This is a genomic window from Micromonospora sp. 4G55, from assembly GCF_016803375.1.
Window position 1 is genome coordinate 1 of record NZ_JAEVHN010000104.1, and the last position, 14,004, is coordinate 14,004.

The following is a 14,004-nucleotide window of genomic DNA, read 5'->3' on the forward strand; positions in this document are numbered from 1 at the left end:
GCCGGACCCGCTGCGGGCCGACGCCGACGCGGCGGAGGCGGTGCGCCGGCTGGTCGCGGTGCGCGGCGCGGTCGGCGCCGCCGTGCTGGACCAGGCGGTCTGGGCCGGCATCGGCAACGCCTGGCGCGCCGAGCTGCTCTTCCTCGCCGGTCTCGACCCCGACGCGCGAAGCGTCGGGTCGGAGCCGGCGCGGCGGTTGTGGGAGCTCGCGGTGCGATACCTGGCGCTGGGCCGCGACACCGGCCAGGTGGTCAGCGATCCGGCCGCCCCGGACGAGCGCTGGGTGTACAAGCGGCAGGCGTGCCGGCGCTGCGGTGCGCCGGTGCGGGTGTGGCAGCTGGGCGGTCGCGCGGCGTACGCCTGCCCGGTCGACCAGCCGCCCGCCTGACCCGCTGCCGCACAAACCGGAGTACAACAGAACAGACATTATGATGCATCGCAGCTTTGCCCGTTATGTCCAAGCTAATTATTGGCTTGTCATTACCGGTTATCCAATAAACCGCCACCCCTCTTTGAGGCCCTGTTCTCCCGAAGCTACGGCGAAGTGACAAGTAGCTCCCAGATGACAGGACGCGTGTCTCGATGGAGGTCGAGCGGCGGGCGCGCGGGCCGGTCTCGGTGCGCGTGGTGTGCGCACCGAAGGTGTTCAGCGCCGCCGGGCCTGCGGAGCGAGCTCGCGATCACCGTAGCTGGTGTCCTGCGGGTTGATCGTGACCCCAGGGGTCGCGATCTCGTCGATCCGGTCGAGCACCTCATCGCTGAGTACGACGTCGGCGGCCGGAAGCTGCGATTCGAGCTGCTCGAGCGTCCGCGGCCCGACGATCGCAGAGGTCACGCCAGGGTGGCGGAGGACGAAGCCGATCGCCAGCTCGATCATGCTGATTCCCGCATCGTCCGCGACGGCCGCGAGCTGCTCGACGACCTCGAGCTTGCGCTGGTTGGCGGGCAGGGTCATGTCGAACCGCCCGGCCATGCGCTTGCGCGCCGGCGAGGTGGGCGACGAATCCTTCGTCCATGACCCGGAGAGCCAGCCGGCAGCGAGCGGACTGTAGGTCAGCGTCCCCATGCCGTGTCGCTGCGCGGTCGGCAGCACGTCCTGCTCGACCTCCCGCGTCAGGATCGAGTAGGGCGGCTGCTCGGTGACGAACCGCTGGAAACCGCCCTGGCTGGCAGCCCACTGCGCCTCCACGATCTGGCCCGCGGAGTAGGTCGACGACCCGATGTACCGCACCTTGCCCTGGTGGACGAGGTCGCTGAGGGCGGCGAGCGTCTCCTCGATGTCGACGTCCGGGTCGGAACGGTGCATCTGGTAGAGGTCGATGTAGTCGGTTTTCAGCCGACGGAGGGAGCTCTCTACCGCGCGTACGATCCAGCGGCGTGAACCGCCGCGATGGTTCGGGTCGTCGCCCATCGGCATGGAGAACTTCGTGGCGAGCACCACGTCGTCGCGCCGGCCCCGCAGCGCCTCCCCGACGATCTCCTCGGATTCTCCGCCGGCGTATAGGTCGGCGGTGTCGATGAAGTTGATACCCGCGTCCAGCGCTCGGTGAATGATCCCGCCCGAGGCCTTCCGATCGTTGTTGCCCCAAGCGCCGAACATCATCGCGCCCAGGGCGAGCGGGCTGACGGACACGCCAGTGCGGCCCAGCAGTCGTCGTTCCATGGTCTTCTTCCTTTCGTTCGGTCCTGCTTCACCGACGGTCGTCGGTGATCTCAGCCGGCGAAGGACCGGCTGAAGCGCTGTCCTCCGCGGACCAGTCGTTGCACGTCGTCGAGGCGGATGCGCTCGTACCTCTCGAGCCGCGCCGGGACATCGCCCGCGGCCGCAGCCCGCAGCTCCCGAGCGAGGGTCTCCGCGTCGAGGACGGAGGCGTCGAACCCCTGCCCCGTCATCGGCGTCGGTACGTGCGCGGCGTTCCCGACCAGCGCGAGGCGACCGGAGACCAATCGAAGCGGCACGTACTCGGCGATCGGGGTACCGAGCACGTCGCGTTCCGCGATGCTGTGCAGGATCGCGTCGCGCCAGGGCCGAGGCCACCGACGAGCCTCCTTCGCCAGCTCCGCCAACGTCTGGTCGGGCAGGTCCCGGGCACGGACCGAGTGCTGCACCACCCCGTCGGCCACAGCACCGGTCCGCTGCAGCAGGTCGTTGCGCCTCGCGTCGTACCAGGCCCACCCGATGCGCCCGCGGCCCGCATCGGTCGAGCCGTCCGGCCCGGCCAGCGGGATGCCGAAGAGGATGTCCCCGTCGACGTCCAGCATGTCCCAGGAGGTCGGGCGTCGGCCAGGGTAGGACAGCGCGGCCTCGTCCACCATCCCGAGCCAGATGACGTAGCCGGCGTAGTCCGCGTCGGGCCGCTCAGGGGCCACGTGCCGACGGAGCAGGCTTCGATGCCCGTCGGCGCCGAGCAGCAGGTCGCCGTCGAATCGCCTGCCGTCCTTGGACACCGCCCAGGCGCGCTTCGCGTCCTGCCCCACGTCGCTCACGTGGAGGTCGTGGTGCAGTTCGATCCGGGGGTCCGACTCTGCGGCTTCGCGCAGCGCTTCGCGTACGGCGGTCCAGGGCGCCGCCATGCGGAGAGCGGCGAGTTGCCGACGAACCCGGTGACCCCGGTGACCCGGGCCAGCAGCGATCCGTCCACGCCGAGACCGCCACCGAGGCGCGGGGCGGGGTTCGAACGCTCGAGCACCGTGACCTCGACATCCTCTCGGGCCAGCGCGAGGGCGCTGACGAGGCCCGCGAGGGAGCCACCGACGATCACTGCACGCAGGTGACCGCGGCGGACCACCGTCGTGTCCGACACCGTGCTCACGCTTCCGGGAACGCGAGTGCGTGCGCACGCGCGATCCTGGTCGGCGCGCGGCGGCCGCAGCCGCCCGTCTCGATCTCCAGCTGACCGGGGGCGGCGCCGCGATGGACGCGCTGGAAGTCGTTGACGGGTCGCCCTCCGCGGTCACGGGAGGCGGCGATGCTGAATTCGCGATGTCGCATGCGGTGTTCCATTCTTCAAGTGGTGTCCAGAGCGACGCGGCGGGGTGATGCGCCGCAGGTCAGCTCAGCCGCACTCCGGTCTGCTCGGCGTGGGCCGCGAGCAGCTGGTCCTGAGCGTCCTCGTCGTGCACGAGATCATTGACCCGGGTCTCGATCTGCTGGTGGAAGAGGTACTTGCCGGTGATGTCACTACCGGCCTCGACGCCTTCGGCCAGCCACACCTGAGTCATGTAACCGGCGCGCAGGTCGTCCCGGCTATACGGCCCGTCCTGGAGGGCCATCCACGTGGGGATCCAGCCGGGATGGAGCACGTTGACCTGAGACTCGGGTCGGAGCCGGGCGACGGCGATCGCGATCATCGCCATGTGCAGCTTGCTGTCCGAGTAGCTGATGCCGCCGCCAGAACGGACCTGGTCGAGCCTGAGACCGCCGCCGAGGTGTTGGTTAGAAGAAAGATATGACAGCTGCTGCGGCGGGGTGACCAGCGCGGTGAGCAGGTACGGCGACAGCGAGTTGGCTCTGAGGAGCTCGGGGCCGGACAGGCCGTACTCGCCAGCGTTGTGGATGATCACGTCGAACTCTCCGAGTGCATTGATCTGCTCAGCGAGCGTCCGGGTCTCATCGAGATGCCGGAGATCGCCGATCACCACGTCCTGCAGCCCCGGTAGGTCGCGGCGCACGTCGGCGGCGCGTTGGGCATTGCGGGCGTGGGCCACGACCGTGTGGCCGCGCTTCAAGAGGTAGGCGGCGGCGAGCTGGCCGGCGCCGGCGGTTGAACCGGTGATGAGCACGCGCTTCGGCTCACGATCGAGTGGCCGGACGTTCTCGTCGATGTAGACGAGCTCGTCGGCGACCGCCTGCGTGTTGTACACATCGACGCCGTAGCGGTCGCCCTGCGGCTGGGGCGGATCGGAGGGCATGGGGACAGAAGGAGAGTTCTGCGGCAAGGGCTCAGTCCCGCTGCAGGCTGCGAGCACGCCCACGCCAACCATGACACCGGAAAGGAGGAGGGATCGTCGGGTGATTTCGGTAGTGCGCATGCCGTACTTCCTCTTCTGGCTCGGGGTTTCGCAGGCGTTCGGGCAGGCTCAGGAAGAGAGCCGCACGGGCACGAGGCCCGTGCGGCTCTGCATGACGGCGCAGACCCTTCAGAATTTCTGTGCGGGTTCGGCGGGCCTGGCCACCCTGCGCCGTCCTGCTGGTCGGGGCCGCCGCTACTCGGTGAACACCTTCTTCGCGACTCCCATCGCGGCCATCCCATAGGGCCAGCCGGCGTAGAAGGTGACATGGGTCAGTGCTTCGACGAGCTCTTCCTGGGTCACGCCGTTCTCGACCGCGCGTCCGAGGTGGAACTCGAGCTGCGGGAGGTGGCCGCCGGCGGCGAGCACCGCGACGGTGATGAGGCTGCGATCACGGGCCGAGAGCTCGGGACGGTTCCAGACGTCCTCGAACAGCACGTCATCGGTGAGGGCGGCGAGCTTCGGAGCGAAGTCGTCGAACATGCGGCGTCCGCCGCCGACCTGCTTGGGCTGGTCAGTCATGAGAATCCTCTTTCATCAGGTGCGGTTGAGTGGTCGGTCAGTCGGTCGGTCGGAGAGATGCAAGGCCGTCCGGGAGGACGGGCCCTGCTGATCGCTGAAGCAGCGGTTCATGGCGCTGCTCCAGCCGGAGGTCAGTCGGCGTCTGTGGACGACGCGAGCTGCTCCTGCGCCTCGAGCGCGGTGAGGCGATCCTGCAGGACCTGGTGCGTCGCGCCGTAGGCGTCCGAGCCGAGCAGCAGTCGCAGCGGCGCGGGTTCGACCTCGACGCTGTCGATCATCGCGGCGACCATCTTGCTCGTGTCGCCGAGCGCGTCGACGCCGATCAGTGCGCGGAACGCGTGAGCAGGGTTGCCCTCGTAGGCGGCGAGCTCGTCGGCGATCTGCGCGCTGCTTCCAAGGAACTCGGTGCGCGCTGCACCGGGCTCGACGATCGTCACACCGATGCCGAACGGGGCGACCTCCTGCGAGACCGACTCCGCAAACCCTTCGATGCCCCACTTCGTGGCGTGATACATCGACGATCCGGGGAAGGTGACCTGCCCGCCGTAGCTGGAGATCTGGATGATCCGTCCCCCGCCCTGCGCCCGAAGGTGTGGCAGCGCAGCGCGGATCGTCTGGATCGAGCCGAACAGGTTGGTGTCGATGATCTGCGTGATCTGATCGTCGGAGAGCTCTTCCGCGGCGCCGAACAGCCCGTAGCCGGCGTTGCTGACCACGACGTCGATGCGGTCGGTGTCCCGGAAGGCGCGGTCGACGGTCGAGCGCACGGCGGCGGCGTCCGTGACGTCGAGCAGCTCGACGCGGAAGGCGTCCCCGTACTGCTCCTGCAGGTCCGCGACAGCCTCCGGCTTGCGCACGGTGCCGACGACCCGGTCACCCCGCCGGAGCAGCTGCTCGGCGAGCTCCCGACCGAAGCCGCTGGACACCCCGGTGATGAGCCAGGTGCGCTTCGCAGAGGTGGAATCGGTGGTCATAAAAGATCTTCCTTTCGTGGGTTCGGGGATCGGGCGTTACGCGAAGCTCTTGGCGTCGATCACGAAGCGGTAGCGCACGTCGGAGGACAGCACGCGCTCGTAGGCCTCGTTGATCTGGTCGGCGTCGATGAGCTCAGTCTCGGGGAGCACGTCGTGCTCGGCGCAGAAGTCGAGCATCTTCTGCGTGATCGGGATGCCTCCGTTGGCCGATCCGGAGATCGAGCGGCGGCCGCCGATGAGGGGCATCGCGGGAAGACTGATGTTCTCCGACGGCGCACCGAGCAGCACGAGCGTTCCATCGACGGCGAGCAGGTTCACGTATCGGGCGATGTCGAGCTTCGCTGAGACGGTGTTCAGGACGAGGTCGAACTCGCCGGCGAGCTTCTCGAACGTCTCGGGGTCGCTGGTGGCGTAGTAGTGGTCGGCGCCGAACCGCTTGCCGTCCTCCTCTTTCGACAGGCTCTGTGACAGCACGGTGACCTCGGCGCCGAGTGCGTGGGCGAGCTTCACACCGACGTGGCCGAGGCCCCCCATCCCGACGACGGCGACCTTCGTGCCGGGGCCGGCGTTCCAGTGCTTCAACGGCGAGTAGAGCGTGATACCCGCACACAGCAGCGGGGCGACCTTCTCCAGGGGAAGCGACTCGGGCACGCGCAGCACGAAGTTCTCGTTGACGACGATGGCCTGGGAGTAGCCGCCCTGGGTGATGGTGCCGTCGTAGTCCTCAGCGGCGTAGGTCTGCACCGCGGTGTTGAGGCAGTAGACCTCTTCGCCCTTGCGGCACTGTTCGCAGTGCCCGCACGAGTTCGACTCGCAGCCGACGCCGACTCGATCGCCGACCGTGTGCTTGGTCACCTCGGAGCCGATCTCACGAACGAATCCGACGATCTCGTGGCCGACGACCTGCGGGTAGGTGATGGGTCCCCAGTGGCCGCGCACGGTGTGGATGTCGGAGTGGCAGATTCCGGCGTAGGCGATGTCGATCAGCACATCGTGAGGACCCAGATCACGGCGCTGAATGGTCGTGGGACCGAGCGGTTCGGTGGCCGAGGGGGCGGCGTACGCGTTGACGGTGAGCATCATTCTCCTTCGTGGTGTGGCTGAGACTTGGTCGACGAGCACGCCTTCGACATCGCCGACCGCGATGGTGCGGGCCGTCCGGATGAGTCCGCCGATCTGCTCGAGTCGGGTCGGCGGGGTCCTGGTGCCCTGCGTCAGCAATGCGGTCAGGGGACGCTCTGTCCAGCTGCTCCGACCGAGCTGACCTGTCAGCGGGTGGTCGGCAGGGCGACGCCGGTGTGGTCGGCGAGCTGGGAGATCAGCTCGTCCTGGAAGCCCTCGTTCCGGGTCGCCGGGTGGGGTGACTGCTGGTGCATGTGGTGCCAGTACCCGCCGGTGACCTTGGCGCCGGGGTCGTCGCTCCCCGCCAGCCAGGCCTGGGTGAGGTGGCCTTCTCGAAGGTCGTCCGATGCCCCGGATCCGCCCATGCGGGTGGGCACCCAGCCGGGATCCACCGCGTTGCTGAAGACGTCGGGCCAGGTACGGGCGACGAACATCGCGAACGCGGTGACGAACAGCTTCGAGTCCGAGTACGTCTTGGTGGCACGGGTCCCGGACCAGTCCGCCCCGGTCAGATCGGCCCGCCCACCGCTGTGCATACCACTGCTGAGGTACACCAGCCGGCTCGGGCGCTCGATCAGGGCCGTCAGAAGGTAGGGGGCGACGACGTTCACGGGCAGCACCGCGGCCCCGTCAACGACCCCGGCGTTGTGGATGACGGCGTCCATACGGCCCAGGCTGTTCACCTGCTCAGCAACAGCGCGAACGTCGTCGTCGTGACTGAGATCTCCGACCACGACGCGGACGCCGCGCGTGGTCAGGTCGCTCAACGCCTCGGCCCGGCGGGGATTGCGCGCATGAAGCACGAGTTCGTGTCCGTCGCGGAGGAGGTCGAGGGCGGCGTTCCGGCCGAGGCCTTCGACCGACCCGGTGATGAAGATGTGGGACATTCGACGGTTTCCTTGCTGTTGTCGGACGTTGTCAGTTCTGGTCGATGAGCGGGCCGCGGCGGGTGAAGACCCAGATCGTGAGCGCGATGGTGATGATGGCCAGGGCGGTGCCGGTGATGGCGGTCCACCCGCCGGTGGCCCATAGCGGTCCGGCGATGGCGGAGCCGATCGCGCCGCCGATGAAGTTGCTGACCACGATCGCGGTGTTCAGGCGGCTCCGGTTCTGGCCGGGCAGCGACAGCAGCCGGGTCTGGCTGAGTACGAGGTTGGCCTGCGCGGCGAGGTCCAGCACGATCACGACCAGGACCAGGGCGATCACGGACGACTGTGCCAGCCAGGCGCCGACGAAGGAGGCGGCCAGCAGGCCGAGCGCGATACCGGAGGCGGGTACCGACCAGCCGCGGTCGTGGAGCATGCCGGCGCGGCGCGCGGCGACTGCGCCCACGAGGCCCGCGAGGCCGAACAGGCCGATCTGGCCGACGGTGAAGGAGAACGGCGGGGCGGACAGCAGGTAGGTCAGCGAGGTCCAGAACAGGGAGAACACGGAGAAACCGGCGGCGCTGATGAGGATCGTGGGCCCGGCGGCGCGGTGCTGGGCGACGGTGGTGAAGACGGACCCGAGCAGTCGGAAGTAGTTCACTGCCGGGCGCTTCTCAAGCTGCGGGATCAGGAACGACAACACGACGGCGAGAGCGACGGTGAGGATCGCGGCGAAGACGTAGATGGCGCGCCAGCCGATGAACTCTGCAACGGCTCCACTGACCGTGCGGGACAGGAGCACGCCGATGAGGGCTCCGGAGGCGATGGTTCCCAGCACACGGCCGCGTTGGTCAGGTGGCGCCAACTCGCTGGCGAGCGGGGTCAGGAGCTGCGCGGAGACCGTGGTCAGGCCCACCCCGCCGAGCGCGGCGAGCAGGAGAGAGAAGGTGGGGGCGACGGCCGCACCGACAAGTGCGAGCGCTGACAGGCCGAGGATCAGGGGGATCATCCGCTTGCGGTCGAGAACATCGCCAAGGGGGACGATCAGGAAGATGCCGAGCGCGTAACCGATCTGCGTGACTGTCACCAGCGAGGCGGCGACAGCGGAGGACACGTTGAGCGAGCGCCCGATCTCCTCGATGAGGGGCTGCGCCCAGTAGAGGTTTCCGACGGCGAGACCGCCGGCGATCGCGAAGATGGTGGTCCGCGTGCGTGTCATGCCACTGGTGGAGTGAGTTGTTGTGGTCGTCATGATTTCCGTTCCTGATTTTGCGTGACACTCACGGCGGTTGAGTCAGATGTGGCCCGCCCGTGGGGTGAGGTGATGCTCAGGCCTCGTCGATGACGATGCCGAAGGACTCGACGTCGAGGTTGTCGATGTCGAGGGTGTCGCCGGTGTCCAAGGCATCGATGCGTGCCAGCTCATCGTTGGTCAGCTCGAAGTCGAATACGTCGAAGTTCTCGGCGATGCGTTCGGCGTTGATGGACTTCGGGATAGCTGAGCGGCCCTGCTGGATGTGCCAGCGCAGAATGACCTGCGCATTCGTCTTGCCGTAGCCCTCGCCGATGGCGCGGATCGTGGTGTCGTTCAGCGGGTTGGTGGGCTCACCGTTGTAGCTGCGGATACCACCGATCGGGGACCACGCCTGGGTAAGGATGCCGTGTTCGGTGTTTTTCGCCTGCAGCTCGGCACGGATGTTGTACGGGTGCAGTTCGACCTGGTTGACCGCCGGCACGACATCGGTCTCCGCGAGCAGTGCGTCGAGGCGGGTCGGCACGAGGTTGCTCACGCCGATGGCACGAACAGCCCCGTCGGCCAGGAGCTTCTCCAGCGCCTTGTATGCCTGGATCGTGCGCTCGAACTTCGCGGTCAACGGCTGGTGCAAGAGCAGCAGATCCAGCTGCTCGACGCCGAGCTTCTTGGCACTTTTCTCGAACGCGTGCAGCGTCTCCTCGTACCCGTAGTCCGTGACCCACACCTTGGTTTCGATGAACACCTCTTCCCGCGGCACCCCCGAGCGGCGCAGGCCCTCACCAACCTCCCGCTCGTTGAAGTAGGCGACGGCGGTGTCGATGTGTCGGTACCCGAGCTCCAGCGCCGTCTGCACCGCGGTGACCGTCTCCTCCGGAGCGGTCTGGAACACGCCCAAGCCGATCGCGGGCATGGTGACACCATTGTTGAACGTAACTGTCGACGACACTTCTTCTCTTTCCATTTATCGGTTCAATGTTGAAGTCGGGGCCCACTGCCACGACAGGATGTCCAGTCGCAGGATGGCCGGCGCCGTGCTCAGGAGGCCTCCGCCGTGACACCCGTTGCGGGCTTGTGGTGGGCGCGCATGTCGCCGACGCCGTCAGCATCGACAACTCGCTCGTGAAAACGCCACGAGCCCTCTTCGAATACGAACGTGTCGATGTAATGCCCCTGGAAGATCAGCTGCAGCGGGAAGTCCTCGGTTACCTGGATCGAGTCGACGTACGAGACGCTTTGAGCGGTTGCCCCGTCCTCCGCGACGTCGATGATCAAGTGCTCACCACATGCCGGGTGCCGAGCCGGTCACCGTAGACACGAATTACCTCGAGGGCAGCGAGATGCTCCGCGGCGCCGTGGCAGATCACCCGGCCGTGCTCGACCAGCACCGCCGCGACCTTCTGCACCGTGTCGACCGCCATCAGCAGCACCAGGGTGCCCCGGGCCCGGCCCAGCGCCGCCCAGTCCACCAGGGAGTCCGGGTGCCCGGGCGGCAGGTGGCCGGAGACGACGGTGAACTCGTGCGCGACGCCCCGGTGGGTCACCGCACCCCGGCCAGGGCCGGCGCGGCGACCGCGCTGCTCACCCCTGGCACCAGCACCGTCTGGACCCCGGCCGCCGCGCAGGCCTGGACCTCCTCGTGGCCCCGGCCGAAGACGTACGGGTCACCGCCCTTGAGCCGGACCACCCGCCGGCCGGCGCGGGCGTGCGCGATCAGGGTGTCGTTGATGGTGTCCTGCCCCATCGACGGCCCGCGCGGCACCTTCGCCGCGTCGACCACCAGCACCCCGGGGCGCAGCCCGGCGAGCAGGCCCTGCGGGGCCAGCCGGTCGGCCACCACCACGTCCGCGGCGTCCAGGAGCGCCCGCCCCCGTACCGTGATCAGGTCGTCCGGGCCGGGGCCGCCGCCCACCACGGCGACCTGCCCCGGGCGCAGACCAGCGTCCTGGCCGTGGTGGTGGTGCCCGTGGTGGTCGTCCCCGTGGTGGTGGTGATGGTGGCCGCCCACCGGGTCGTCGGGGTGGTCGTGCGGGGTCTGCGGCCGGCCCACCTTGTCGGCGAAGCCCGGCATCAGCACCCGGTACGCGCAGGTGTCGCAGTTCATCCGGATGTCCCCGCGCAGCGCCTCGGCGTGCCGTTCCAGCACCAGGTCGGCCAGCGCGTCGCAGTCGCCGATCAGGTCGGCCACCCGCACGTCCAGGTCGGGGTGGGCGGCGGCGAACTCGGTCGACCGGGCGACGATCCGGTCCGGCAGCACCCCGGCGAAGAGGAAGTACGGGGCGACCACGATCCGCCGGGCGCCGAGCCGGCGCAGCCGCTTCAGCACCGCCGGCACGGACGGCTCGGCCAGGGAGACGAAGCCCGGTTCGACCCCGGCGTAGCCGCGCCCCTCCCAGAGCAGCCGGGCCACCTTCGCCACCTCGGCGTTGGCGTCCGGGTCGGTGGAGCCCCGGCCGATCAGCGCCACCCAGGTGCCGGCCCGGTCGTCCCCGGCCAGGGCGGCGTCGATCCGCTCCGCCAGGGCGGTGAGCAGCAGCGGGTGCGGCCCGAGCGGCGCCCGTAGCGGTAGGTCAGGCCGGGGTGGCGGTCCTGCTCGCGGGCCAGCGCGGCGGGGATGTCGCCCTTGCCGTGCCCGGCGGCGGTGAGCACCAGCGGCAGCGCCACCAGCGACCGGTGGCCCCGGCCGGCCAGCGCGCCGACCGCGTCGGTCAGCGGCGGGCGGGACAGCTCGATGAAGCCGCCCTCGACGTCGCCGACGCTGCCGGCGGCACGCCGGCGGACCCGGTCGACGAGCGCGGTGAACTGGTCGACCCCGGCCGCGCTGCGCGTGCCGTGCCCGACGATGACCAGCGCGGTCATGCCGCCTCCTCCTGGTACAGCAGGGCGTTGAGGGCGGCGGCGGCGACCGCCGAGCCACCCTTCTCGCCGACGTTGGACACGGCGGGCAGGCCGCTGGCCCGCAGCGCCGCCTTGCTCTCGGCGGCACCGACGAAGCCGACCGGCAGCCCGACCACCAGGGCCGGCGCCGCGTCGAGCGTGATCAGTTCGGCCAGCGCGGTCGGCGCGCAGCCGACCACCCAGACGGCACCGGCCCGACCCGGTCCAGGGCGATGCGCACCGCCGCCGCGGAGCGGGTCAGGCCGGTGTCGCGGGCCAGTTCGGCGGCGGCCGGCTCGGCGACCGGGCAGACGATGTCCCGACCGGCCCCGGTGATCCCGGCGGCGACCATCCAGACGTCGGCCACGATGGGCGCGCCGGCCCGCAGCGCGGCCAGCCCACCTGCCAGCGCCGCCTCGTCGCAGACCAGCTCGGTGACGTAGCCGAGGTCGGCGCTGGCGTGCACCACCCGCTCGGTGACCGCCCGGCTCAGCGGGGGCAGGTGGCGCAGGTCGACCCGGTCCCGCAGGATGCGGTACGACTCCCGCTCGATGGGGTGCACGACGCGGGTCACGCCCGCTCCTCGGCCGCGCTGCCGTAGCGCCGGTCGTGGCCGCGCAGCTTCCACAGCACCACCGCGCCGACCCAGGCCAGCACGAAGAGCAGCACCACCGCGTAGCCGAGCTGTTCGAAGTGGTCGCCCAGCGCGGCGTACCCGGACAGCGCGGTCAGCCCGAGCTGGTCGACCAGCAGGCTGGCCAGGTAGACGCTGGCGACCAGCGCGCCGACCAGCACGGTCATCCCGGTGGTGGCCAGGTTGTACCAGAGCCGCCGGGCCGGGTGCCGGTACGCCCACGAGTAGGCGCGGGCCATCAGCAGGCTGTCGGCGGTGTCCATGGCGGACATCCCGGCGGCGAAGAGCAGCGGCAGGGTGAGCAGGGCCAGGACTGGCAGGCCGCCGCCGGCCGCGGTGCTCGCCGACAGCGACAGCAGGGTGACCTCGCTGGCGGTCTCCAGCCCCAGGCCGAAGAGGAAGCCGACCGGGGCCATGTGCCAGGAGGAGCGGACCAGCGACCGGGCGCGGGAGCCGAGGATCCGGTGCACCAGGCCCCGGTTGAGCAGCAGCAGGTCCAGTTCACTCTCGTCCAGCGCGCCGGCGCGCAGCCGCCGCCACAGCTTCGCCATCCCGGCCAGTACCGCCGCGTTGAGCACCGCCACCAGCAGCAGGAACGCGGTGGCGGTGGCCGCCGCGACGACGGCGCCGACCTCGCGGATCCCGGCCAGGCCGCCGTCGGTCATGGTGGCCGAGGCGAGCCCGATCACCAGGGCGAGCAGCAGCACCACCGCGCTGTGCCCCAGGGCGAAGAAGAAGCCGACGCCGACCGCCCGGCGGCCGCGCAGCAGCATCAGCCGGGTGGTGTCGTCGATGGCGGCGATGTGGTCGGCGTCGAAGGCGTGCCGCACCCCGAGCACGTACGCGAGGGCACCGGCGCCGGCGAGCCCGCCGGCCGCCGCCGGCTGGTCGTTCCAGTACAGGTAGAGGCTCCACCCGGCGACGTGCAGGGCGGCGACGGCGGCCACCACGCCGCCGAGGCGTACCCGCTCGGCGCGGCTCCACCGGCCGACGGGCGGGGCGGCGGTCGGGGTCGAAGTCATCGGTCTCCTCGTGGTTCGGCGGTGGCGCGGATGGCGTCCACCGGGCAGATCTCCAGGCACTCCAGGCAGCCGGTGCAGCGGTCGTCGCGGACGGTGAGGCCGCCCGGCGTCGGCCGGATGGCGTGCGTCGGGCAGGTGAGCAGGCAGGCGCCGCAGCCCTGGCAGCCGCCGATGGTCACCGCCGCCACCGGTACCCCCGGGGCGTGACCATCCGGCCGGCGACCAGCCGGGTCTGCGTGCTGCCGACGACCACCAGGCCGTACATGTCGACCAGGGCCGGGTCGAAGGTGGCCAGGGTGGCCAGGTGGACCCGTTCGCCGGCGCGGCTGGCGTTGCGCACCACGCCGACCGGGGTGTCCGGCGGGCGGTGCGCGGCGAACAGCTCCAGCGCCGCGCCGAGCTGCCAGTCCCGGGCCCGGCTACGCGGGTTGTAGAGCAGCGTCACCAGGTCGGCCTCGGCGGCGGCGGTGATCCGCCGGACGATGACCTCCCACGGGGTGTGCAGGTCGGACAGGCTCAGGTAGACGTGGTCGTGCCCGAGTGGCGCGCCGAGCAGCGCGGAGGCGGCCAGCCCGGCGGTCACCCCGGGCACGCCGACCACGTCGACGCGGGCGTCGGCGTACTCCAGGTAGACGTGGTCGTGCCCGAGTGGCGCGCCGAGCAGCGCGGAGGCGGCCAGCCCGGCGGTCACCCCGGGCACGCCGACCACGTCGACGCGGGCGTC

15 protein-coding genes and 4 pseudogenes are annotated in these 14,004 nt (G+C 70.2%); 1 reads left to right on the forward strand and 18 read right to left on the reverse strand.

Annotated features, from left to right (window positions below):
• Nucleotides 1–388, forward strand: a pseudogene (locus JNW89_RS11800) (Fpg/Nei family DNA glycosylase); the annotation flags it as partial.
• A 258-nt stretch (nucleotides 389–646) separates the two neighbouring features.
• Here JNW89_RS11800 and JNW89_RS11805 read toward each other — a convergent pair.
• The 18 genes and pseudogenes from JNW89_RS11805 to JNW89_RS11885 form a co-directional block, all read right to left on the reverse strand.
• The gene (locus JNW89_RS11805; RefSeq protein ID WP_238448945.1) at nucleotides 647–1,663 is read right to left on the reverse strand and encodes an aldo/keto reductase; all 1,017 of its coding nucleotides are present in this window, start codon (nucleotides 1,661–1,663) and stop codon (nucleotides 647–649) included.
• A gap of 50 nt (nucleotides 1,664–1,713) precedes the next feature.
• On the reverse strand, nucleotides 1,714–2,574 hold the full coding sequence (locus JNW89_RS37570; RefSeq protein ID WP_306344845.1) for an FAD-dependent monooxygenase: 861 nt from the start codon (nucleotides 2,572–2,574) through the stop codon (nucleotides 1,714–1,716).
• Nucleotides 2,484–2,804: an NAD(P)-binding protein gene (locus JNW89_RS11815; RefSeq protein WP_238448947.1), complete on the reverse strand. Its 321-nt coding sequence runs from the start codon at nucleotides 2,802–2,804 to the stop codon at nucleotides 2,484–2,486. The genes JNW89_RS37570 and JNW89_RS11815 overlap by 91 nt, the downstream gene beginning before the upstream one ends.
• A 5-nt stretch (nucleotides 2,805–2,809) precedes the next feature.
• Entirely contained in the window at nucleotides 2,810–3,004 is a 195-nt protein-coding gene (locus JNW89_RS11820; protein ID WP_238448948.1) for a hypothetical protein, read from the reverse strand.
• Between the two features lie 47 nt (nucleotides 3,005–3,051).
• Nucleotides 3,052–4,032 (reverse strand): SDR family NAD(P)-dependent oxidoreductase, encoded by a 981-nt coding sequence (locus JNW89_RS11825; protein ID WP_238448949.1) that lies wholly within the window; start codon nucleotides 4,030–4,032, stop codon nucleotides 3,052–3,054.
• Between the two features lie 174 nt (nucleotides 4,033–4,206).
• Complete coding sequence (locus JNW89_RS11830; protein WP_238448950.1) at nucleotides 4,207–4,533, reverse strand: carboxymuconolactone decarboxylase family protein; 327 nt, start codon at nucleotides 4,531–4,533, stop codon at nucleotides 4,207–4,209.
• Nucleotides 4,534–4,664: 131 nt separating this feature from the next.
• Entirely contained in the window at nucleotides 4,665–5,507 is an 843-nt protein-coding gene (locus JNW89_RS11835) for an SDR family oxidoreductase (RefSeq protein ID WP_238448951.1), read from the reverse strand.
• Nucleotides 5,508–5,543: 36 nt separating this feature from the next.
• Nucleotides 5,544–6,587 carry an NAD(P)-dependent alcohol dehydrogenase gene (locus tag JNW89_RS11840; protein WP_238448959.1) on the reverse strand — a complete coding sequence of 348 codons (1,044 nt, stop codon included), beginning with the start codon at nucleotides 6,585–6,587 and terminating at the stop codon, nucleotides 5,544–5,546.
• 188 nt (nucleotides 6,588–6,775) lie between these two features.
• Nucleotides 6,776–7,294 (reverse strand): hypothetical protein, encoded by a 519-nt coding sequence (locus tag JNW89_RS11845; RefSeq protein WP_375155081.1) that lies wholly within the window; start codon nucleotides 7,292–7,294, stop codon nucleotides 6,776–6,778.
• A gap of 12 nt (nucleotides 7,295–7,306) precedes the next feature.
• A pseudogene (locus JNW89_RS38700) lies at nucleotides 7,307–7,516 on the reverse strand (SDR family NAD(P)-dependent oxidoreductase); the annotation flags it as partial.
• Between the two features lie 31 nt (nucleotides 7,517–7,547).
• On the reverse strand, nucleotides 7,548–8,714 hold the full coding sequence (locus tag JNW89_RS11850; protein ID WP_238448953.1) for an MFS transporter: 1,167 nt from the start codon (nucleotides 8,712–8,714) through the stop codon (nucleotides 7,548–7,550).
• Nucleotides 8,715–8,823: 109 nt separating this feature from the next.
• Nucleotides 8,824–9,660 (reverse strand): aldo/keto reductase, encoded by an 837-nt coding sequence (locus tag JNW89_RS11855; RefSeq protein ID WP_238448954.1) that lies wholly within the window; start codon nucleotides 9,658–9,660, stop codon nucleotides 8,824–8,826.
• Nucleotides 9,661–9,785: 125 nt separating this feature from the next.
• Nucleotides 9,786–10,022, reverse strand: a complete 237-nt coding sequence (locus JNW89_RS11860; protein WP_238448955.1) for a nuclear transport factor 2 family protein — start codon at nucleotides 10,020–10,022, stop codon at nucleotides 9,786–9,788.
• Nucleotides 10,023–10,114: 92 nt separating this feature from the next.
• Nucleotides 10,115–11,606: pseudogene (cobA, locus tag JNW89_RS11865) on the reverse strand (uroporphyrinogen-III C-methyltransferase); the annotation flags it as partial.
• Nucleotides 11,603–12,198: pseudogene (locus tag JNW89_RS11870) on the reverse strand (precorrin-8X methylmutase). The pseudogenes JNW89_RS11870 and cobA, both read right to left, overlap by 4 nt.
• Complete coding sequence (locus JNW89_RS11875; protein ID WP_238448956.1) at nucleotides 12,195–13,280, reverse strand: HoxN/HupN/NixA family nickel/cobalt transporter; 1,086 nt, start codon at nucleotides 13,278–13,280, stop codon at nucleotides 12,195–12,197. The pseudogene JNW89_RS11870 and the gene JNW89_RS11875 overlap by 4 nt, the downstream one beginning before the upstream one ends.
• Nucleotides 13,277–13,468, reverse strand: coding sequence for a 4Fe-4S binding protein (locus JNW89_RS11880; RefSeq protein WP_238448957.1), 192 nt, complete (start codon nucleotides 13,466–13,468; stop codon nucleotides 13,277–13,279). Before JNW89_RS11880 ends, JNW89_RS11875 begins: the two co-directional genes overlap by 4 nt.
• Nucleotides 13,456–14,004 (reverse strand): precorrin-3B C(17)-methyltransferase (locus JNW89_RS11885; RefSeq protein WP_238448958.1); only part of this gene is annotated, 549 nt, incomplete at its 5' end. The genes JNW89_RS11880 and JNW89_RS11885, both read right to left, overlap by 13 nt.